The following is a 21,433-nucleotide window of genomic DNA, read 5'->3' on the forward strand; positions in this document are numbered from 1 at the left end:
AAAAAAAATCAATGAAATAAATGACGTTTTGTATTGTTTGATGTGTTTTTTTACAGACATTATAAAGAAATTCACAAAAGTCCAATTATATATTTACATTCCCTTTCTATAATTGACATGTAAGATTATTTTAAATTGGAGGAAAAATGAATGAAATCTAAATCTAACATGTTTAAAAAAGTAGTAGTAGGAACTTCATTAACTTTGGCGATGGCACTTTCTGTAACAAGTACAGATATCCCATTTAATGTTTTATCCAACAGTAGTATGTCATCCGTTGCATTTGCTAGTGAAGGAACAGTTCTTGACATTAATTTTGACAACAATGTAGTCGATAGCTCTTCAAATGCTATAACTCCTCAAATTAAAGGGAATCCAGAATATGTGAAAGGACGAATTAATCAAGCAATTAAATTTACATCCAAAGAACAGTATGTAGATTTGGGCAATCGTGACGATTTACGTTTTGGAGAGACCACAGATTTTTCAATTGCCTTTTGGATTAAATCAGATAATATTCAAGGAGATCCTGCTATTATTTCAAATAAAAGTTGGAATTCGGGAAGTAACACAGGTTGGAATTTATCGTTGAACAGTTCAAAACAACTTGATTGGAACTTTAAGACATCCGGAAGTGCACGAAAAGATTATAATATGGAAAATGTAGCTGATAATCAATGGCATCACATTGTTGTTACGCATGATCGTGATGGAAGTGCCAGATTTTATAGAGATGGTAGCTTAGTTCATTCTATTGATATTTCTGGAATGAAAGGAACTCTTGATACCTCCTATACGACGAAAATCGGACAAGATGGTACAGGAAATTATGGTTCTACACTTACTGCAGCAATGGATAATCTTAAAATCTTTAGAAAAGTTTTGAGCGAATCGGAAGTCCGTGCCATGTATGATAGTGCACCTCCACTTCAGCCGACATCAGTAGAATCTATTTCTTTAGATCAGACTGAGCTCAATCTGAAGGTTGGAGCACCAATGCCACTTATAGCAACAGTTTCTCCATCAGATGCAACAGTAAAGGATGTGGAATGGATTACTAGTGATGAAACAGTAGCGAAAATTGAAATGATTAACGACCGTCCTACAGTCATTGCAGTGAAGGCAGGCAAAGCAACGATTACGGCCAAAACGGTTGATGGGGGCAAAACAGCTACAACTAACGTACATGTATCAAATTCCATTGACGTTTCTGGAGATGGATTGTTAACAGAAGATGATTTAAAACTCATCAGAAAAAATCAAAATAGTCATGAAGGTGACAAACGTTGGATACACGCGCAAATAGCGGATATTAACGATGATAAAAAAGTGGATCATTTAGATGTGCAAATGATGGAAGATAAGCTGGCTCCTTACAAGAAAGACTTTCTTTACAAGCGAGTAGTATTCATTGGTATCGATGGAGCAGGAAATGGAGTAAAAGATCCAAAAGCAAACGCAATGAATATACAGAAGCTAATGAGTGAAGGCGCTGGAACATATGAAGCAAAAGCAATGATGCCTACGATTAGTGGGCACAACTGGGGATCCATACTCCATGGGGTTGTACCTTCAAAACATGGATTGACTAATGAAAATATAGGGGATCCTTACCCTGAAAAAAATCCTTATCCATCTTATATGAAATTGCTAAAACAAGAGCGTCCTATGCTTAATCAAGCGTCTTTTACTACATGGTCTCCGATTAACAAAGGAATTATTGAAGATTCTTCAGGCGCTTATAAAGTAAATGGCGGTAATGATAATAATACGACACAAAAAACTGTGGATTATATCAAAGCAGAAGGTAAGAATAGTCGCAATATTTTTGTTCATTTGGATGAAGTAGATGGTGCAGGTCATAACCATGGCTATGGGAGCCTGAAATGGTATGAGGCATTACAAAAAGCTGATCAGCATGTTGGGCAAATTCTCCAAGCTATAGAAGAAGAAGGCTTGATGAATGATACTCTAGTTATCATCACAACGGATCATGGTGGGAAAGGTACTGGTCATGGTGGTTCCTCTACAGAAGAACAAACTATTTTCTGGGCTGCTAAAGGAAAGACTATTAAGCCTGGCACTGTATTGACAGATGTAGAAAATATAGATACTGCTGCCATCATTGCTCATACGCTACGACTTGATATTCCTGAAAATTGGGATTCACAAATCCCCCAAGGACTATTTCAAAATAAATGATAAGAAAAGTAAAAAACAGATGCATTTTTCATTAAATAATACTTTTACTTAATTAGTGTGGGTTGGATGCAACAAATTAGGTTATTAGATAACTAATCTTTCAATAAAAGAAATGGTTAAATTATCTTCATTATCGTTAACATAATTTAGTTAATCCATAGTTATTTAACGATTAATAATTATAGATAATATTAACACGAACAGTTAAATAGAATATGAAATAAAAATATCAATTTTAACTGTTCAAAGAGTGGACATACTAATAAGAATAGAGTAATGATAGAATAATAGATAAGACATTGTTACCTCCATCCAAAAGGTATAAGAGTTTTTTTAAAAGCATGTAAACGATCAGTGGGTTAATTATCCCTTTAATCGTATTACATGTTTTTTGTTGCAAGAAATATGCTTGATACGAAATAGGAAGTGCTACAAATTCTCAAGGAATTCAAAGGGAGAACTTGATAAAGGCCGATGGCCATCACTTTTAAAAGCGAATGAAGAGGAACATATAGTAGAGAAAATACAGCAAAAAGAGATGAATATATCTTTGAAGAAGGGGAGAAGAGTGTCTATAAAAAGGAGCTGAAAGAAGAGAAAAAAGCATGCTACAACACTCATGAGATTATCCTTACATTATACAAACACAATACATATACATTACAAATAAGTATATCCCCACACACCTCGATAGACCACATAAAACAAACATTGCACCCATGTTCTACTCTTCCGAGCCATATTTATCCCTGGTGCTCGAATGACAAACGCTTGAAAAACACATATCGCCTCCCATCTTCCTTGGGCTGGAGAAAGATTTTTGATGGCAATTTAAATTTAGAAAAAATCAATTCTCAGTTTGAAGATGAGTGGTTAGATAAGTTTTATTCATTATGGGTTGATGATGAAGGTATGGAAAAGGTAATTAAATCTGCATGTGTTCCAACGCAAGACAAAAAATTTCATTTTATTGATAATGTCTTTTACGATTCCAATATCAACGACGAATTAAAGGGAATTTTATTTGAGTTAGATTCCTCTTATAAAAAGAAGCTAATGGACTGTAATATTTCTGCATTTGATTCTTATTATCACCAAAATCCCTCGAAGTTAAAAGATACAAAGTCATGTGCTGAAAGAATCGAAAATAAAGTGACTGCTATTCTTTCGGAAGAGACCGTTAATCAGGAAGAGAGAAAAAGCGAAGTACAAGCCACTTTTAATAAATTGACTGACTTTTTTTTGCAGGAACCTGTATTATCCGAAAAACTCTTCCCTAAGAGTTTATCTAAAAGAATGCTGTTATCTTCACCTAAAGAAACTTTACGAAGAATGAAAATTGCCGAAAAGGTTGAGCGAAATGGAATAGATGAGGAAGGTTTAGATAAACTCTTAAACAACTACCAACAAATCAAAAACATTTTAGCAAACCCTCATTTAGATATCGAAGAAATAAGGGGATTATTAGAGCATGTTGTAACACCAACACCAGAAATGCGAAAGCATTTCGTGGCACTGCTAGAAAGGAGTGTTTCGAACGTCTATAATTATTTGAGTAAATCACAACAATATATCCTTCCTTCAACCTTGGAAGAATGGAAAGCTACGCAATATACAGAAACGATATTCCCTATAAAAAAAGGTGACAAGGATCTTACAATTGTCGTTCGTCCAACTGATGGAAATCAAATTATTTTTTATGGAGAAGGCGAATTAGAAGTTCTTGATAGTACGGAGTATGAGTTGTGGACAGATAACGGTACTGAACAGAAGAGTATAACATTGGGTGATCTTCTCAAAACGACTGGTATCACAAAGATTCCTCTTAGAAAATTATAAAATTAGAGGTGTAACAATATTGAGAACAAAAGATGAAATTATACAAGCTATCAGGACTTGCGATAGAAATAACAAAATATATATACACCCAGCTTTAACTCCTGAAAAAGCAGCTAAATATATTTCTGCTTTTTCAAATGGGAGTGGAGGAGATATTATATTGGGTGTACATGATGATGGCAGAATGCTGAGAGTTAAAAATTATGCAGTTCCCTTCCGAGTTGAAAATGCACTGAAACATTTAAATATCAATGTAAACTGTAAACTGGAACTATTTCAATTTGAAGGCAAGAAACTTTGTTATATTTCCATTGACAAATCAAAGGAATTAGTCAAATTTAATGGTATTCCTTATATATTTAATCCGAATGGAGAGTTGGTAGAAATGAAAACTAAAACAGTATTCCTATCTTATTGTCATGCTGATGCAGACCTTGCAAACATTATTGAGAAAAGTTTAAATGAACATGAAGATATCAGCGTAAGTAGAGACATAAACATTACTCAATACAGAGATGATTTGGATGAATTCATGAAAACAATTAGAAAGCATGATTTTGTTGTTTCAATTGTAACTAGTAAATATTTAAAATCTTTAAATTGCATGTAAGAAATTACAGAGCTGATGAAAGATGATAATTTCACTGATAAGTTATTATTCATTGTCGTTAACAAAGGTGACGCTGAATATTATACAAAACAGAATTTATATGATGATATTGGAGCAGGAATTTATGATTCTAATAAGCGTTTATCATACATCACGTACTGGCGGGATAAAGGGGATGAAATGGAGAAGAACCTTAAAAATGCAGACCTTCCTTTCGAATTGATGGCCGAATTTGCACTTGATAAAAGAAAATTAGTATCTATAATTCCCTCAACAAGTAGCTTTATGCACTTATTACAAAATAAAATAGGCAGGACATTTAAAGATATTAAAAAGAATGACTTCAAAGGAATTTTAGATGTAATTAAAGATTGATTATTGTAGATATACCTCACTTTTAATCTTGAATAATAAAAGGCTCCACACTATGAGCTAAAAGTGTGGAGCTTTTTGTGTAGACATATAAACTCAAAAAAGAAAAAATGTTAAATGTTTTTGCTGTATAAAAACGAATGTGTATCTAATATAAGTTGCTCAGGGTAAGCTTCGAGTAGTTCTAGTAATTCATTTATTAAATCTTTATCTAAATTATCTTGAATAATAATTTCAATTTTACGGTGTTCCTCTAAAAGATTTTCAATATCGGAAATTGTATCAAAAAAGTTGTGTATAGATAGGTTTAACTGATAATTATTTTGCTCCAATGATGGTAAAACATGTAGATTATTATGTAAAGAAAGTATAAAATCATCAGCTAGCTTTTCTAGAACGCTTTCATGACTTATTAAATTTGACCAAAATTTATCTTTTAATGATGAACTTAAATACCTGAAACCATTAATTGGACTATCAGTAATAAATACATGAGTTGCAATTGATAATAAATCCTTATACATTTGCATTGCAGAAATCGAGTTAAAACATAAGATTATCTGCTTATTTAAAGAACTTGCAAAGCCTAATTCAAATATAGTACCAAAAGGATTTGAATCTTTTGCATCTAGCCAACAAAATATGTAATCTGATTTTGAAATTTGGTGTAGACATATGTCTTTTATATGCTCTGATCTAAGTGTGGTTCTGTAGTCGTCTCCATTATAGTAGTTTGGCTGCTCTATATCTGTACCTAGTGCATGAAGACTATTTTCGTTATGATAACTGCCATGGTCATCTGACATAAAGAACGGACCTGTTATTGTTAAATTCTTTGAAATTGAGGATAACTCAGTGTATTTTAAGTGATTTATTGTTTCCCTTCTATTTGGTATACCGTACCAGCCGCTAGAAGTTACACAAGAAGCTTCACGTAGGTTAGGAACAATGTCATGACGCCAGCAGTTTTTCATGATTTTACCAGCAAGATAGATTTTACTCATTTAGCAAAGCCTCCTTATACTTTTCTAAAGTTGTATTTAAATCAGCTGCTGTTAACTTTAAGGCATGATTTATTAATAAACCTGCGGCCCCTTTAGTTAAGGCTTCAATTTGAAAGTCAAAATCGTTTTGCAGTACATCTATTAAATATTTGTTTTTCTTTTGCTTTAATAAGGCATTTAAGTATTCTATTTGCTTTACAGTAATTAAATTTTCTTTAATTCTTTTGTTTTTGAAATGATCATTTAAAATTTCCTTGGCCTCTTCCAATGAAGTCGGCTTTTTAGAAATAAACCATTCAGTACAATTTAAACTAAACCAAATATCCTTTAGGCATGATTCAAGTTTTAACGAAATTAGAGAAATATAATCTATATTAGAGCCTTTTAAAAAGCCTAATTTAAGTAAGCTTTTATGAAGATTATCTTCTTCAATATAAACGACTACCTTACCGTTACCACTAACATAATTTAAAGGATTATTTACAATGTCATCCCATTGAAGATGATTAAAATGATTGGAACTATCAATATAAAACATTGAACCTCTCCTTGCTATAAATTGTTATAATTGTAATTTACATTGTACATATAAATAAGATATATGTAAATTTGAACTGCTTACCACTTAATACCTCGGTCGTTTGGAGTGGGTTCTTCTTGGTTAAGTAGGTACTTTTGCTTGTCATCTGAAGTAAGCTATTTTAATCAGAGCTCTAAATATTTAGACAAAGCAAGATAGGGTATGTATCTATACACTGCTTCTTTTGCTTATAAAAAGGTATGAGAAGGCATTGATGTAAATTGTATCAAATTTAAGTAAGTGCTAATATTTGAACTACAATACTTAATATTCTTACAAGTTGTTTGAAGTGGGAGAGTTAGGTGGAAGTAGAAAAAATATGAACATAAGGAGTGTAACAATGTTTTACGGATATGATTCAGAGTTAATTACAATGTTAGCCAGAACGTATATAAAATATGGTTTAAATACTGACGAATTCATAGTGTTAAATGCGGCAATTGCTACGAATGCATATGAAGAAAAACTGAATTTGAAAGAAATAAGTAAATTGACTAGTAAAAGTCCTGATGAAATTGAAACAATATTAACCTCTTTATTAGATAAAGGAAAAATTAAAATTGTTGGTGAAAAGATTGATTGGCAAGCTTTATATAGCGACCTGAACAGCATAATTCGTTCGGAAATGACTTTGCCAGATTTAATAATGGAATCAATGGAAAATCGTCAAAGAGCAGGTTATGAACAGGGCGGGGTTCACATTGGACAAGTGGAACTTATTCCTGTTGATATTAATGATGAGGTTCAAGGCATTGCGATAAAAGAACAATCAGATTTTTGGTCAGTCCCAGAAATGTGGTCCAAAAAAAGAATGATTGAATTAGCTAATTACATTTTAACGTTTACTGAATACGTTGATGATCAATGGATTAACCAGTATAACAATAAGACTCATGAACAAAGAGAGAAACAAAAAGAAATTGAAAAGATGAAGGAAGAAGAGCGTAAAGAGCAGAAGATAAAGCGTAATATACCTAAAAGTGGTTACATAATTCTATTTCGGCTATCTGATGGCATGTATAAGTTTTCATATACAACCTCATTATTATTGGAGCAGAAAATTATAAGTATACAGAGGGAATATGGAGATAATGTTCAAATTATACATACTTTAGAAACGTTTGATACTATGAAGTTTTATCATAAATTTATTAAAACACAATTTTCTAATCGATTAAATGGGGATAAATATGAATTAAATGATGATGATGTAATTTATATTAAAACTGAGAAGTTCCCTTCAAATGCAATGGAATGGTTTGAGGGATAATCAAACTTATATGAGTAATTTCCCAACAATCTATCATGTATCGAAAGACGAATAACGGATAATGATGTCAATTTATGTTTCAAGTAAAGTGCTAAAACGAATAGGATAATAAAAATACCCCAAATAAGTATGTAGGGCAATCGCGTTCTAAGTGATAGAAATGACCGAGTTATACTATTGAAGAAAAATGTCTTAATTGACCTACTCTCTCTTCTCCAAATTATAGTATAAGTGTTCGAAGTGTTCGTACATGTAATAATAGATTTAGTTCACGGTCCTGTAAAGTTTTCCGTCGAGTACCTCAATATTGTATATATGTATAAATCTCTAGTTTCATTTTGATATATTTGGTAAAATAATAGAAATTAATTTAGTTCACGGGAAGAACCCGCTTCAAAAAATCATTTACCATGGTCTTTTTTAACATGACCATGAAATGATATATGAAGCGGGTTCTTTTTATACGAAGAAATCACGAAGTTTTAAAACGACGAAATGAAGATTTTGAAAGGCGAACAGGTATATATGTTCAATTATCTTTTATCATGCGGTTAAATCATCATTAGACCATTTAAAACGAGCGTTACCAATGATGAAGAATGAAAAGCTTAGGTCCTAATTCTATTCCTAAGCTATTTTATAGGGGGCTTTTCTATTGAACAATCAGTTATATGTATTCCCGAATAATATGGAGCTAGAAATTATGAATTCCATCAGACCGATTTCTACCTATGGAGAGTTAAAAGAAGAGCTACTGAAAATAAATGAGTTTGACCGTCAATATGAGTATTTAGGGTGGGACCCTAGTGATTATACTGAGGAAAACATAGAAGCCTTTCACCACTCATTTGATGAAATAAGAGAACGCATACATGCTGCTTCATCACCGGAGCAAATGCTGATGTACTTAAAGGATGAGGGTATTAGCCTATCGAATATACATCCTAGAGAAGTAAGATTCGAAGATTTAGATACGGCTATCGTAAATTTTGAAAATCTGGAAGTACTTCTAAAAAGAATCTAATAGCGGTATTTACGTTATATCAAAAGCGCCATCTACAATAAACCGTAGACGGCGCTTTTCTATACTCGATATTTGAAATTTTAAAAACAGACTTATACCAAATATAATAATAAGGATAGTCCAAATAAGTATGTATGGTTGAACAACTGTATTCCATGTAATAGAAAAAATGCGAGTTACACTATCGAAGAAAATTGTCATTTATGGCTCACTTTCTTTTTGCATAAATTATAGCATAGTTGTAAAACGTTAACGATATGTGGTTACAGTTAGAGATGTTCATAAAAGGGATTTATCCCAATAATATGATATAATTAAGAGGTAACTAGATAGAGGTTTCATGGGCGGTTTGGCTAAAATTCCACTTACTCTCCTTCAGCTTTTTGAAGAGAAAGGAGTTGATGCCAATGACAGTTTTTGAGAGTATGATGATTGCAATAAGCTTTTCAACACTTATTGTATCAGTACTTGCATTGTCATTTACTTTTACACAAAAAAAGTAAACCGCCTCTAAGCCTCGCAAGCATGTGAGATGGTTTACTTTTATCACTTTTGCAAATCGCCTTTGAAGCGATTCATCTTGTTACAAAGGCCATTTGGCGTTCCAGCGCCAAATGGTCTTATTTAATTTATATACTACTTCTACAAAAATTATAACATGGAGGGAATTTTTGTACAAATAGAATTAGTTACTCAAACTGATATGACAAAAAAAGTTAATTATGAAGAGTGATAGGAGGAGCAAAATGGATTCTAAAATAATTGATTTTGGTTGGCGTTTACCGGAAGGATTTAGTAAAAACCTAGGCAATTGCTTTGATATGGTGACAATTGATATGTATGCAACACCAGATCTTACAGAGAGACATATCCCAATGTTTCTAAGTGAAGGGGAATATATGTTAGTAACTGCGAAGAGTAAAGATCGTGTGGATTACCGAGAACTCGGACAATTTACTATATTAGATGGAATATTTAGCAAAGGAGATTACTTTCATAGTTTTTTTATTGCAGAGAATATTTTTGATAACATGAATGGAAAAAAAGTAAAGCTAATTGCATTGCTTTATGAGGAAAGAGGTATTGTTCACAAATGGAATCCTTTTTTTGAAGAGCTCTTTCTACCGCTTATTCAGGACGATATAAACAAGGGTGTTGATTCACATTGGAGAAGTTTATTAGAGATTCAACAAAACTGCTCTCTTGATTTAGATGTATATGAAATTGTTTTGGCAAATCAGGTTGATTACGAAATAGACGTTGACTGGAATAAAGGAGAAATTTTTACAACCATAGTTTATTACGCTTTATTAAACCACATTTTTTTGGTAGAGAATGAGAAATATCCAGGGATACCTGGTTCTGCAAGAACGCTTCAGGCTTATAGAGATTTGTATGATGATCATTTAAAAAAACAAGTTGATTTGGACCAATGGAGGGCAAAATATAGACTTAGAGATCCTTGGAGTTAATATCAATTTAGTTATGCATTCAAAAGACCCCTCTATGTAGATGGGGTCTTTTTAGAAGCGGTATCTCCATTTTATAAATACACCTAGACAAAGCAATATCCAGATAATCAAGTAAGGTTGAATAAGAACATTCCAAGTTAATCTAATAATGTGAAGAATACTATCGAAAAGAACTGTCATATATACATCTACATTTTCTGTAATTCTGCAATAAAATCTGTACCCTTAGCAGAAATATTAAATTTGTAACTGTATTTACCGTCTACACTGTTATCTATAACATTGGTTATATAACCTTTTGCGATTAGAGAATCGAATTTTTCTTTCAAATTTTCAGTTTCAATTACAGTTTCAGTTCCTGATTGATAATGCAAATTTAGTAGTAGCTCTAGCTCATCCTTTGTTAATTCCATCTAAAATACCCCCATTGAAATATGTATTTGTTTTCCAATTATATTGTAACCCACTTGGTAAAATAATAACAATTTAATTAACGGGGAGAACCCTCTTCAAAAACAAAACCATGGTCTTTTTAAAAATGTACATTACTAAAAAGGAATTACATTAATGGGAGTAATAGGGATGTTAAGTATTGATTTAGCATTACTACAAGTATACTTTAGGAGTGGCCTATTTTTTATGACTATTGTGTTGAAGATAGATTGAATGAAGGATGTCTAAACTAAATTAGGCACCCCATTAAATTTAATAATTTTCGTAATCAAATAGAGAAAGTTGATCTGGGCTTTCATGGATTGGAGAAGTTTTATTATTTTTTCTTTCCATATACTTATTGTAAACATTTTTTAGCTTTTCTCCTAGTTTTGCAGGGGTAGAATAATCTAAACCTTTTAGTTCCCAGTTTTTGTCTATACTATCCCAAATAAGATTCTTATTTAACTCAAATTTAGACAAGTCTCTTAAACAACGTTTAATTTTTTTATTTACGGAAGATTTAATGTCGGCCCCTACAATATTTAATAAATAAGGGACTGAACAATATGTATTTTCTATTATTTCATCCACAGTAAACCTATCTTTTCTGTCTAATAGTATTCGGAAAATTTCAGGTATGACCTCTGCGGCTATGTCTGTTTCATCAGACTCTTTATCAAACTTGATAATTAATGGTGGCGTAATAGTTGATAGAATATTAGGGTTGGAATTAATATCATGAGCGATAGCTTGATCAATCGTATGAATTTCATCTAGTGAAGCAGTTAAATGATTAGAATCCAACCCTAATATTGAAAATTTATATCCATACTGCTCTAATTTCTCTCTTACATAAGAAAGTCTTGATGAATTAACCATTAGTACAGTTTCCATTTTGTGAGCATTTAAATCTTGTGATGGAATACCACTTAGATAAATAAATTGTTCCAACGGGACATTTTTATATCTATTTAGTTGATCTTGATCTATATTAGACGCACTATCTCCCTTTATCTCTATGCCTATCGTCAGTTCCTTTTGTGTTGAAGTTAAACAAATATCATATTTTAATGTACCAACAGCAGTTGAAATAGAACGATCAATAGAAATAATTTTATAATTATGCTTGTATAAAATATTATTTACACCATTTGTATCGCTTTCAAGGCACATTAATATTGCTAAATTGAGTAGTTCAATTTCTGTATAATATTTTATATCAATCGGACTCATTGAGGATAAAGTAGTCATAAGGATTTCCTCCTGTTATTAATTCAGCTGTAGCATCAATATTTTGGTGAATATTTGTTAATAATCTTGCTAATGTATTGGCACAAGCTCCGTGTGGGAAAATAACCCTTATATTATTAGGGGTGATATCTAACTCCATACTTTTCCCCAAATTACCTACATGAAGATCAACAACTTTTAATGAACAATATTCTTCAGATGACCATTTAGGAATTCCCCAAAGCTTAAATACTTTATTTCCTGAAGAAAGTACATCTACAAGTTTTGAAAGTATAATATCTTTGCGGTAAAATTTGATATTGATTATTCGACCCTTTATTTGCTGTTCATCTAAATTGAAATTAAAAGCTATATTGTCTTCTAAGAATTGAAGTTTATCACGATAGTTACTGAAAATTTCATATACCAGTTGACTATGCTTAGAATAGGATGTTCCCTTAGCAGTAAACTTACCGAAATAAGTAATATCGTCTACAATGAAATCGTCATCTTTTAATGAATCGGTTTTCAATATAGAGATTCGATCTAAAGCTATATTTTCTTTAAATTCAGATTGTTGGAGTATCTTCAACATTTTTGATGCATTGAATTTTCTGATTTTAAGTTTAAGCTTATCTTCATTTGATAAATATGAGGAAACAATATTTTCATCATCATTTAAAATCTCATTATATGAAACACCTATGCCATAAATTGAACCAAACATATTCATTGAATTTATGAAAGAGCTAGGTAGCCAAATATTATCCATAGATTCTTCACGCAGTAGCTCATTGAATACCATATCAGAACTTTTAGCTTTAATTGCAGTGTTAATAGACCAAAAGCGAGTATCCGTAATGTCTATAAATATTTCCCCGAATTTAGAATCCAATATTATCAAATTTAAATCATTGGTTGAACGTATTTTTAAATTCCATTCGCTTTTCGAGGGGCTTTTTTCTAAATTCAATATCCAATCATTTAAAAAAGTAGATATGTTATCATTTTTGTTTTCATCATTTTTAAATAAATGATTTTCTATAAGATATGTTTTAATTAGATTAGTTTCATTTTGAGAAGTCTCTTTAAATTTATCAAAATTTTTATCAAGAATTTCCTCAAACTTTGTTATCATTTCACTTTTTGTAGATACCATGTATTTCACCACCTTTTAAAGTTAATATATTTATTCTTTCCTAAACATCTAGAATCCTTTTCTTCATTCGATGATTAAAAGTATTCGTTAATGTTCCCATAATCCCGATTTTATCAAGTGTTTAATAAAATGTAACGTGATTTAAATTATGAAGATGAAGAAATAAATTATTTGATGTTATTAACGAAATGTATTGAAACTCAGTAGGCCGTTATTTTAATCGTGATAACGATAATTTCAGCCTATTAATAGTACTAAATAGCTCAAAATTCAATATGTTATATATTGGTATTGTGTTACTATTATATTACAAATATTTTTGTGAGGTGTGCCAAAATGATTGATTTCGGTGAACTATTAAATAAATATGATGATGATTTACCTATATTCCCTAAGGAAATTTTCGAATCAAGTATAAGACAATCTAAATTTTCATATCTAAGAGGCGATCAAGAAAAGGTTCTAGAACAATGGTTTTCAAAAAGAAATGAAAAAGATACTGTTATAAAAATGAATACTGGTGGAGGGAAAACTACTGTTGGGTTACTACAGTTACAGTCGTCTATAAATGAAGAACTAGGGCCGGCATTATATTTGTGTTTAAACAATCAATTAATTGAACAAGTCATTAGAGATGCTGTAGATTTAGGTATCAAATGTGTAAAAATAGATGAGAATAATGAGTTACCTCTGGAATTTTTAAATGGAGAGGCGATTTTAGTAACAACTTTTCAAAAATTATTTAACGCAAGATCTATCTTTGGAATTCATGGAGATACATCGAGAGATATTATAGAAATTGGTGCTTTAGTTATAGATGATGCGCATGCAGCGTTAGTTAAGGCTAGAGAAACTTTTACATTGAGTTTTAAGGTTGGAACAGAAAATTATAAGAAACTAATTCCTCTTTTTAAGGATTCATTGATTAAACAAGCTATTGGTTCGGCAGAAGATATACTTGAAGGAAAAGATAGATATGGAATAATGATGATTCCATATTGGTCTTGGCTAGAAAAATTATCTGAGGTAACCAATTTATTAGGTGATTTTGATGATGCAGATATAGAAATGAAATTTAAGTGGGCCTTGGTAAGAGACTATTTGGAATATTGCTTTGTATTAGTATCTGCTAATTCTATTGAAATTGTTCCTAAGTGTCTTCCAATTCATATGATTCCTGGTTATGAGCGAGCAAAAAGAAGAATTTTCATGTCTGCCACTCTAAATGATGATACCGCACTTATAAAAGACTTCGATATAAATTTGAATACTGTTCTAAATCCAATACAATCTGAAACATTTAGTGATGTTGGAGAAAAACTAATTTTATCACCTTTTAATGTAGATAAAAGACTTACTACGAAGATTTGGACAGAAATATTAAGAAACACAAATGGATTTAATATTGTTACTTTGGTTACTTCAGATCCAAAAGCAAAAATCTGGATAGATGCAGGATTTACTAAACCAAAACCAGCGAATATTAATAAAGAAATTGATAAACTTTATACCAGTGTAAATAACCATATGGTTTTATCAAATAGATATGATGGAGTTGATCTATCAGATAATTCTTGTAGGGTTCTTGTATTAGACGGAATGCCTATTTCAACAACGCTACTAGAACGTTTTAATATATTTGCAAGACCAAATTCTAAATCAATGCAAATGAGTCAAGCACAAAAAATTGAACAAGGTTTAGGGAGAGCGGTACGTTCAGTAAATGACTATGCAATAATATTCTTATTAGGAAATGACCTTGTCTCAAAGGTTTCTACAAAAAAATTCCAATCATTTATGTCTCCACAAACTGTAAATCAAATAAATTTGGGGGGACAAATAGTAGATTTAATTAAGAAGTCAGGAAAAGACTCCGTTAAAGCTATTGGTGAAGCAATGATGCAGGTTTTAAATAGGGATTCGAACTGGGTTCAGTTACACAAAAAACAAATCAGTAAATCGGTTAAACCACAAGTAAATAAAGAGCTAATTGAATCAGCTAGATTAGAAAGAGATGCGTTTAATTCTGCTTTATCTAGACAGTATTTAAAGGCAGCAGAAAGTCTAAGAACACAGATTGGAAAATTAAGTAACGGTGATGCTGGTGATGAGGGATGGTTCTTACAATTGGCAGCTTCTTACCTTTATAAAGTTGATAAATCAAAATCAATGGAACTACAATTAGCTGCGCATATAAAGAATCCATATTTACTTAAACCACCGACAGGTATTAGTTATAAAAAACTCACAACTAAGACAACAGTACAGGCTGAAAAAGTTAAAGGATTTTTAAGTAACTTTAGTGAACCTAACGCTGTTATCCTTCATATGTCAGAGGTATTGGGGAATTTAGTTTTTGAACATGATTCATCAACGCTTTTCGAAAAGGCTTTTTCAGATTTAGGCAATAGTTTAGGCTTTGAAGCACATCAGCCGGAGTCCGAATATGGGGTAGGGCCAGATGTTTTATGGAATATTTTTGATGATGAATATTTAATTATTGAAGCAAAAAATGAGGTCAAATTATCTCGAGAATGTATTTATAAGTCTGAGACAGAGCAAATTTCAGAGGCTATGAATTGGTTTGATGACGAGTATAAGGGGAAGTCTGGAGTTCCAATATTAGTTCATCCTTCTAGAAAGCTGCACAAAGAAGCGTACGGACCCTCAAATTTAGTTATTTTAAATGAGAGCAGTTTAATGGAAATAAAGAATAATGTTGAGAGTTTCTTTGCGAAATTAGCAACTAAACCATTAGAACAATGGGATTTAAGAGATCTAACAGTAGAAATAGCAAATCATAGAATTGATAGAAGAAATATAAAAACTTATTTTTTAAATACCCAAGGTTAAGTATGATATAAGTTTTAATAGCATCTTTCTTACAAAATGATAATACTTAATAATAAAAGGGCTCGCATTTTACCAGGTTTTTTGCAAAATACGGGTCTTTTTTTATGATAAATATCAACGTTTATACCACACTTTTAAATTAAACTCTTTGCATTAGTTTAATCTCTTTGAATAGGATTTTTAGTTAGACTTTTTTATAAATGAACAAGACGACATCATATAGATGGATGTCGTCTAAAATAATCATTAAAATGTGCAACATTCTAATAAATTAACTGAGATAACAACTTAAATGAATTAGAAGTTCCTAAGCTTTTCTATTGACATAAAGTTATCGTGTGAAGTAATTAAAATTAAAGGGTAGTTTAGTTGAGCAAAAAGGCAATCTTTTTATCGGCTTCTTTTCCACTATAAAGGTGTCGTAACTTTTTAAGATATGACGCCAAAAATAGAAAAAAGCATACATGAAAAAATAGGACTCTTTTTTAGAGAAATTATGACTAAATCTACTTCATATTCTATATTTTATTTCTTCAAAAAATCTTCTGTTCTCAACATTAACAGTGAAGGAACCTCAGGATTGTTTAACCTTAGAAAGAAATATCCGACACCTGCTAAACCAGTCATAAGCCCTGGTATTTGATTAGTTATTGTTCTACGAAACCGAGTAGAGAAGTACATCTCTTCAATTACATTCCCAACATCTAAAGCAAGTTTATAATTTTCTATATATTTCTCCCCTAGTACTTGATAACCATAAAGGAGAGATTCAGCATTGCCAGCAAGTCCATGACAAAGACAAGGGTTTTCAGTGCCTGAATAAAGTAACATATTGACTGTTTTTTTTGTTGTTTCAAGTGCCGTAACTGCTTCAGTTTTATATACTTTATTTTTTAGTATCTCGTATGCACGTAACCGTGAGAAGGCAATACCTGGCGCCCCATGACACCAAAAAGAAGAAAACGATTTTTGAGAGTTTTCACCTTTGGCTTGAATTGGTTCTTTACGAAAATCAGGCCAATTACCTGTATTGGCATCAAACCAAAAACGTTCATAATCAAAAGCCTTTTCAGCTGCTTCTAGGTACTTTAAATCACCTGTCATTTGAAATAATTCAAGTAACGCGTATCCTACTCCAGCAGTTCCATGGGAAAACCCCGTTAAATTTTGATGATTAGAAAATTTAATTGACTTCCATGAATATCCATAATCGTCTTTCTCTGCACTGTTAAGTAGTTCGTCACCTAAGCATACTGCAAAATTCAATAACGATTTATCATAGTGAAGTTCTTGTATAATACGTATTGCAGCGATAGCTCCTGCCCTGCCCGATATAATATCAAATTTATTTCTTTTTTGTTGTTCTTTCATAAGGTGTTTGAGTAACTTCACAGCATCAAGTATTAATTCTTCTTGCTCGAACATCTTTCCTATACGTACCGCAGCAAATGCAACTCCCACCAAACCAGTATAAAGTCCTAAACGATTATCACAGGAAATATTATCACAATAGGAAAGCGCCTGTCGAATCGCTCCTATTGCTGTGCTACGCGTTTTACTATCACCTGTAGCCATATATAATTCAGCCATAAATAAAGCTATTCCACTAGTGCCCGAGTAAAGTTCAGGACTAAGTGATCTATATCTCATGTCAGAGTTCTTCATAAGGGAGGTTTCATCTTCAGCTCCTACCCAATTACAACACTCTTTGTACCATACAGCATCTTGGGATAAGCGCCAACCAATTTCATTAGCTGTTTTTAGAAACATTCCTTCACTAAAATCCTTATGACATTCTGTGGATACGTCATTAAAGAATTTTAGCGGCTTTCCGGGGATATTAAAGTCATAAATATCCCTGGAATCAGCGTTTAAGAATGGCTTTTTGAGACTGATTCCTTCTACTGCAAAGTGCTCTTCTACTACCTGTAAACGTTCATCAATCGATTCTTTCCTTTGTTCATAAGCAAGCAGCATACCCTCTGCTAAAAGTTTACATCTGTGAACACCAAAGCTTTTTCCCTTACTAGGCTCCTCTGCTAAACCAAGACCTGGAGCGAGCAATTTGGTTAATGCGGGAACTCCTTTTTTTAAATAAATTGAAATTTTAGGATAAATTTCACATAATATATTAGACACATCTTTATAATGGCTTTTTTGGATGTATAGTACAGCTGCATCACAACGATTGTAATGAGCCGGATCGTTGAGTACCTTAAGTTTAAATGGAAGTTTAGCTTGATTTAATATTAAAGTTAACTTTCTCATTAAGATTATAGCGCCTTCTGGTTTAATGTTCCAATATATTCTAACTAAATTTTGGGATTCATCTTCAGGTAGGGGGATGTTGCTTTTGGCTAGATAAAATCCCGTTGTTAAGCCTAAAAATTCTTTTGGAAACTTTAGACTTAATCTTTTATTTGATGGTAAACCATTAAGTTTGGGAAATAGACAATCTTCGGGATTCACCCATAATTTAAGATCACCTTTACGTATTACCATTTTATCTCGCTCACTATCAAGTAACTCCCATCCATCCTCCAAATAGCCCTTACCAAAATTAGCTGAAGACAATTCATTTATAAATGTTGTTGCGTGATTAACTCGAATATCTTTATTCTCTTCTCTATTAAGTATTGCAAAACCTTTGCAATAAAATTCTTTATATAATTGTGATCTCAACATAAAGAGAAGATAGTTGCGCGCATCTTGATGAGTGAAATTATGTGACACATCTGGTGGTAATTGAGGTGATGATTTACTGAACCATGAATATGTTGTTGGTGAGTGAAAGATAGTAGATTTAATAACTGCAGCAATTTGTTCATGATAACGGTTCATTCTATCATCTCCTATAATGAAATTCCTAGTAAATGTTTAATAGCTTCCCGTGGTCTCTGAATCATATTTTGGCTAAGTTGTAAAGAAAAAATAACGTTTCCAGTAAGCTGTTTTGACATCTGCATTTGTTCAAAGGTCGTCTTCAATAATCTAGCTGATGCATATTTAACGGCACGAAGAAGTAATTCACTTGAAGTAATCGAATCTAGCTCCATACGCTGAAAATAAGATTCCCAAAAAGATCGGATCGCTGGTTGCAATTTACTCAACGGATATGGAGCCATTACAGGAACTTTTTCTGATAAAGTCTCACTTGTAATTGGAATAGACAAGAGCCAAAAAAACAAATAATCAATAAAAACAGACCCAATATCCCAGCATGGATCTCCTAATCCTGCAAGTTCCCAATCAATAATTTTTAGCCCTTTGTCCTTTCCTTGAGCTAATTTGTAAGGAACCATACAATTTTCCCATTTAATATCGAAATTTATAAGCGTGTCTGTTCTCCATTCCTGTTTAAGACTTGTTAACTGTTCACAGAATTCCGGGAACTGCTGGATAATTTTAATAATCTGGATATTTGGCTTACTGATGTCCTGAAATATTCTAAGAGTAGGACAATGGATAGAAAAAACTGGGGGTGGCTCATGTTTAAAAATACCAATATCCTTATCATTATTTATCTTCGGAGTTAGACGATGTAGTGTACCTAATGCATTCCCCATTTCTGCAGCAAGAGAAGTAGAAAAACGCAAAAGACGAGTATGATACTCTCGTAAATTTTGCGCTTCTTTTAGACACTCTGTGATAAGAATATGTCTCTCAGAATCATATCCATAAAAATGAGGTAGGTAGCGTGTAAACCCATCATTCCCTTTATCTGTAAGGAAAAATTCGTACATCGCTGCCTCCCGACTAACCGTTGTTTTTTTATTTGGAGTAACACCTTGTTTAAGGAAATAACACGGTCCTTCTTTACTAATAATCTTAAAGTTATGATTTCGTCGCGATACATCGACAATAGTCAGTCCCCCATTGACAATAGACTTCTCTTTAATAAGCTTTTGCTCTAATAGGAACTTAATAACTTCTTGGTGCTCAGTATTTTGATGACCATCCTTGAAATGATTCTTAATTTTGTTCATTAATACAGCTCCTATGCTTAAGTACAATGGTCTGTGTGTATAGTTATGCCCATGTTTTTAGGTTTTATTACTTCCCTAGCTATTATTTCAGATGTGTTGGTATTATTCAAAAAACTATTCATAATTCCCCCTTTTAGGAAATCTAATTGAGCTTGTAGTGGCGTGAGACGCGCATGGCGTATTTTAGAGTCATTTTTAACCCAGACCAATGACCCTCCTAAAGGATTATGATCAGTCTTGAGTGATTGACTATAGATAATATCATCTGTTGGAATTTCTAGAAATTCATTTAATTCTAGAGTAAGATACAAACGCCAATACTCTGCACAATCACTCTGACCTAAAAATCCAACCAGCGTTTTTACATCTGGGGGAAGACTTTTATTACCTACCAACTCTTCAATTAATTCATCAGGTTGTGGTTGAAAATTTTTACCTTTTTCCATTACCCATCCTCCTTAAGACTAATAGTAATACCGTATTAGTTTATCTCTCACCTTTATATTTATACATAGAATAAACCTTTCATAAAAAACGCCTTGCTTTATGTGGAAAGGTATTATTCATAAATGGACTTCTTTTTTTGAAGAAAACTTTCTACCACTTATTCAAGACGATATAAACAATGGTGTTGATTTACTAAACCACATTTTTTTGGTAGAGAATGAGAAATATCAGGAATTCCTGGATCAGCAAGAATGATTCAGGCTTATAAAGATTTATATGATGATCATTTAAAAAAGGAAGTTGATGTGGACCAACGGGGGGAATATAGACTTAGAGATCCCTGGAGTTAATATCAATTTGTTAGGCACTCAAAAGACCCCTCTATGTAGATGGGGTCTTTTTAGAAGCGGTATCTCCATTTTATAAATATACCTAGACAAAGTAATATCCAGATAAAAAAGTAAGGTTGAATAAGAACATTCCAAGTTATTGTTATAATACGATAAATACTATCGAAAAAAATTGTCATATACACTTCTATTTATTCTGTAATTCTGCAATTAGGTCTATTCCTTTAGCAGAGATATTAAATGTATAACCACCAGTAGGGGTACTAATAATATTGCATATATATCCTTTATCTATTAGAGATGCAAATTTTTCTTTGAATTCTATAGGATCAAATGCATTTTTTCTTTCATAATGCAAAAGTAATAGAAGGTCTTGCTCATCCCTTGTTAAATCCATCAAAACAACTCCCTTGAAATATGTATTTATTTTCTAATTACATTGTTTTATTTTAACCTATTTGGTAGAATATTACAACTTAATTAATTGACGGGAAGAACCCGCTTCAAAATACCAATTGTCATGGTTTATTTCAATGACTTCTATTGGCATTTTGAAGCGGGTTTTTGTATTGGATAGGAGAAGTGAAATAAGACCTTATA

General features: G+C 32.1%; 18 protein-coding genes. 9 read left to right on the forward strand and 9 right to left on the reverse strand.

Annotated features, from left to right (window positions below; translation table 11 throughout):
• Window positions 1-150: 150 nt before the first annotated feature.
• The 4 genes from ACE1MS_RS23345 (at window position 151) to ACE1MS_RS23360 (ending at window position 5,026) form a co-directional block, all read left to right on the forward strand.
• Window positions 151-2,202, forward strand: a complete 2,052-nt coding sequence (locus ACE1MS_RS23345) for a LamG-like jellyroll fold domain-containing protein (protein WP_447403002.1) — start codon at window positions 151-153, stop codon at window positions 2,200-2,202.
• 771 nt (window positions 2,203-2,973) lie between these two features.
• Window positions 2,974-4,041, forward strand: a complete 1,068-nt coding sequence (locus tag ACE1MS_RS23350; protein ID WP_447403003.1) for a hypothetical protein — start codon at window positions 2,974-2,976, stop codon at window positions 4,039-4,041.
• A gap of 19 nt (window positions 4,042-4,060) precedes the next feature.
• Entirely contained in the window at window positions 4,061-4,651 is a 591-nt protein-coding gene (locus ACE1MS_RS23355) for an RNA-binding domain-containing protein (protein ID WP_447403004.1), read from the forward strand.
• A 15-nt stretch (window positions 4,652-4,666) separates the two neighbouring features.
• Window positions 4,667-5,026 (forward strand): hypothetical protein, encoded by a 360-nt coding sequence (locus ACE1MS_RS23360; protein ID WP_447403005.1) that lies wholly within the window; start codon window positions 4,667-4,669, stop codon window positions 5,024-5,026.
• A 110-nt stretch (window positions 5,027-5,136) separates the two neighbouring features.
• On the opposite strand, the gene ACE1MS_RS23365 is transcribed toward ACE1MS_RS23360, so the two are convergent.
• Window positions 5,137-6,027: a hypothetical protein gene (locus ACE1MS_RS23365; protein WP_447403006.1), complete on the reverse strand. Its 891-nt coding sequence runs from the start codon at window positions 6,025-6,027 to the stop codon at window positions 5,137-5,139.
• Window positions 6,020-6,565, reverse strand: a complete 546-nt coding sequence (locus tag ACE1MS_RS23370; RefSeq protein WP_447403007.1) for a hypothetical protein — start codon at window positions 6,563-6,565, stop codon at window positions 6,020-6,022. The genes ACE1MS_RS23365 and ACE1MS_RS23370 overlap by 8 nt, the downstream gene beginning before the upstream one ends.
• A 382-nt stretch (window positions 6,566-6,947) precedes the next feature.
• On the opposite strand from ACE1MS_RS23370, the gene ACE1MS_RS23375 reads away from it, so the two are divergent.
• From ACE1MS_RS23375 to ACE1MS_RS23390, 4 genes are all read left to right on the forward strand, one after another.
• Window positions 6,948-7,877: a hypothetical protein gene (locus tag ACE1MS_RS23375; protein ID WP_447403008.1), complete on the forward strand. Its 930-nt coding sequence runs from the start codon at window positions 6,948-6,950 to the stop codon at window positions 7,875-7,877.
• A gap of 655 nt (window positions 7,878-8,532) precedes the next feature.
• Window positions 8,533-8,901, forward strand: a complete 369-nt coding sequence (locus ACE1MS_RS23380; protein ID WP_447403009.1) for a hypothetical protein — start codon at window positions 8,533-8,535, stop codon at window positions 8,899-8,901.
• Between the two features lie 407 nt (window positions 8,902-9,308).
• Window positions 9,309-9,404 carry a putative holin-like toxin gene (locus ACE1MS_RS23385; RefSeq protein ID WP_447403010.1) on the forward strand — a complete coding sequence of 32 codons (96 nt, stop codon included), beginning with the start codon at window positions 9,309-9,311 and terminating at the stop codon, window positions 9,402-9,404.
• Window positions 9,405-9,647: 243 nt separating this feature from the next.
• On the forward strand, window positions 9,648-10,373 hold the full coding sequence (locus ACE1MS_RS23390) for a hypothetical protein (protein ID WP_447403011.1): 726 nt from the start codon (window positions 9,648-9,650) through the stop codon (window positions 10,371-10,373).
• A gap of 188 nt (window positions 10,374-10,561) precedes the next feature.
• Here ACE1MS_RS23390 and ACE1MS_RS23395 read toward each other — a convergent pair whose 3' ends face one another.
• The 3 genes from ACE1MS_RS23395 to ACE1MS_RS23405 form a co-directional block, all read right to left on the reverse strand.
• Complete coding sequence (locus ACE1MS_RS23395; RefSeq protein ID WP_447403012.1) at window positions 10,562-10,786, reverse strand: hypothetical protein; 225 nt, start codon at window positions 10,784-10,786, stop codon at window positions 10,562-10,564.
• A gap of 292 nt (window positions 10,787-11,078) precedes the next feature.
• On the reverse strand, window positions 11,079-12,059 hold the full coding sequence (locus tag ACE1MS_RS23400; RefSeq protein WP_447403013.1) for a hypothetical protein: 981 nt from the start codon (window positions 12,057-12,059) through the stop codon (window positions 11,079-11,081).
• A complete protein-coding gene (locus tag ACE1MS_RS23405) occupies window positions 12,028-13,197 on the reverse strand; it encodes a hypothetical protein (RefSeq protein WP_447403014.1) in 1,170 nt (389 codons plus the stop codon). The genes ACE1MS_RS23400 and ACE1MS_RS23405 overlap by 32 nt, the downstream gene beginning before the upstream one ends.
• Before the next feature lie 336 nt (window positions 13,198-13,533).
• Here ACE1MS_RS23405 and ACE1MS_RS23410 point away from each other — a divergent pair, with 336 nt between their 5' ends.
• A complete protein-coding gene (locus ACE1MS_RS23410) occupies window positions 13,534-16,050 on the forward strand; it encodes a DEAD/DEAH box helicase (protein WP_447403015.1) in 2,517 nt (838 codons plus the stop codon).
• A 525-nt stretch (window positions 16,051-16,575) separates the two neighbouring features.
• Here the strand turns inward: ACE1MS_RS23410 and ACE1MS_RS23415 are convergent.
• The 4 genes from ACE1MS_RS23415 to ACE1MS_RS23430 form a co-directional block, all read right to left on the reverse strand.
• Complete coding sequence (locus ACE1MS_RS23415) at window positions 16,576-18,891, reverse strand: lanthionine synthetase LanC family protein (protein WP_447403016.1); 2,316 nt, start codon at window positions 18,889-18,891, stop codon at window positions 16,576-16,578.
• Between the two features lie 11 nt (window positions 18,892-18,902).
• Window positions 18,903-20,036 carry a phosphotransferase family protein gene (locus tag ACE1MS_RS23420; protein ID WP_447403017.1) on the reverse strand — a complete coding sequence of 378 codons (1,134 nt, stop codon included), beginning with the start codon at window positions 20,034-20,036 and terminating at the stop codon, window positions 18,903-18,905.
• Window positions 20,037-20,053: 17 nt separating this feature from the next.
• Window positions 20,054-20,482: a hypothetical protein gene (locus ACE1MS_RS23425; protein WP_447403018.1), complete on the reverse strand. Its 429-nt coding sequence runs from the start codon at window positions 20,480-20,482 to the stop codon at window positions 20,054-20,056.
• 538 nt (window positions 20,483-21,020) lie between these two features.
• On the reverse strand, window positions 21,021-21,230 hold the full coding sequence (locus ACE1MS_RS23430; RefSeq protein WP_447403019.1) for a hypothetical protein: 210 nt from the start codon (window positions 21,228-21,230) through the stop codon (window positions 21,021-21,023).
• Between the last annotated feature and the right edge of the window lie 203 nt (window positions 21,231-21,433).

This window comes from Lysinibacillus sp. fkY74-1, assembly GCF_053165895.1.

What these genes read in the sequence shown, in the direction of transcription:
- ACE1MS_RS23345 (WP_447403002.1), top strand. Translation starts at nt 151, where the DNA reads ATGAAATCTAAATCTAACATGTTTAAAAAAGTAGTAGTAGGAACTTCA.
- ACE1MS_RS23360 (WP_447403005.1), top strand. Translation starts at nt 4,667, where the DNA reads ATGAAAGATGATAATTTCACTGATAAGTTATTATTCATTGTCGTTAAC.
- ACE1MS_RS23365 (WP_447403006.1), bottom strand. Translation starts at nt 6,027, where the DNA reads ATGAGTAAAATCTATCTTGCTGGTAAAATCATGAAAAACTGCTGGCGT.
- ACE1MS_RS23370 (WP_447403007.1), bottom strand. Translation starts at nt 6,565, where the DNA reads ATGTTTTATATTGATAGTTCCAATCATTTTAATCATCTTCAATGGGAT.
- ACE1MS_RS23375 (WP_447403008.1), top strand. Translation starts at nt 6,948, where the DNA reads ATGTTTTACGGATATGATTCAGAGTTAATTACAATGTTAGCCAGAACG.
- ACE1MS_RS23385 (WP_447403010.1), top strand. Translation starts at nt 9,309, where the DNA reads ATGACAGTTTTTGAGAGTATGATGATTGCAATAAGCTTTTCAACACTT.
- ACE1MS_RS23390 (WP_447403011.1), top strand. Translation starts at nt 9,648, where the DNA reads ATGGATTCTAAAATAATTGATTTTGGTTGGCGTTTACCGGAAGGATTT.
- ACE1MS_RS23395 (WP_447403012.1), bottom strand. Translation starts at nt 10,786, where the DNA reads ATGGAATTAACAAAGGATGAGCTAGAGCTACTACTAAATTTGCATTAT.
- ACE1MS_RS23400 (WP_447403013.1), bottom strand. Translation starts at nt 12,059, where the DNA reads ATGACTACTTTATCCTCAATGAGTCCGATTGATATAAAATATTATACA.
- ACE1MS_RS23405 (WP_447403014.1), bottom strand. Translation starts at nt 13,197, where the DNA reads ATGGTATCTACAAAAAGTGAAATGATAACAAAGTTTGAGGAAATTCTT.
- ACE1MS_RS23410 (WP_447403015.1), top strand. Translation starts at nt 13,534, where the DNA reads ATGATTGATTTCGGTGAACTATTAAATAAATATGATGATGATTTACCT.
- ACE1MS_RS23415 (WP_447403016.1), bottom strand. Translation starts at nt 18,891, where the DNA reads ATGAACCGTTATCATGAACAAATTGCTGCAGTTATTAAATCTACTATC.
- ACE1MS_RS23420 (WP_447403017.1), bottom strand. Translation starts at nt 20,036, where the DNA reads ATGAACAAAATTAAGAATCATTTCAAGGATGGTCATCAAAATACTGAG.
- ACE1MS_RS23425 (WP_447403018.1), bottom strand. Translation starts at nt 20,482, where the DNA reads ATGGAAAAAGGTAAAAATTTTCAACCACAACCTGATGAATTAATTGAA.
- ACE1MS_RS23430 (WP_447403019.1), bottom strand. Translation starts at nt 21,230, where the DNA reads ATGGATTTAACAAGGGATGAGCAAGACCTTCTATTACTTTTGCATTAT.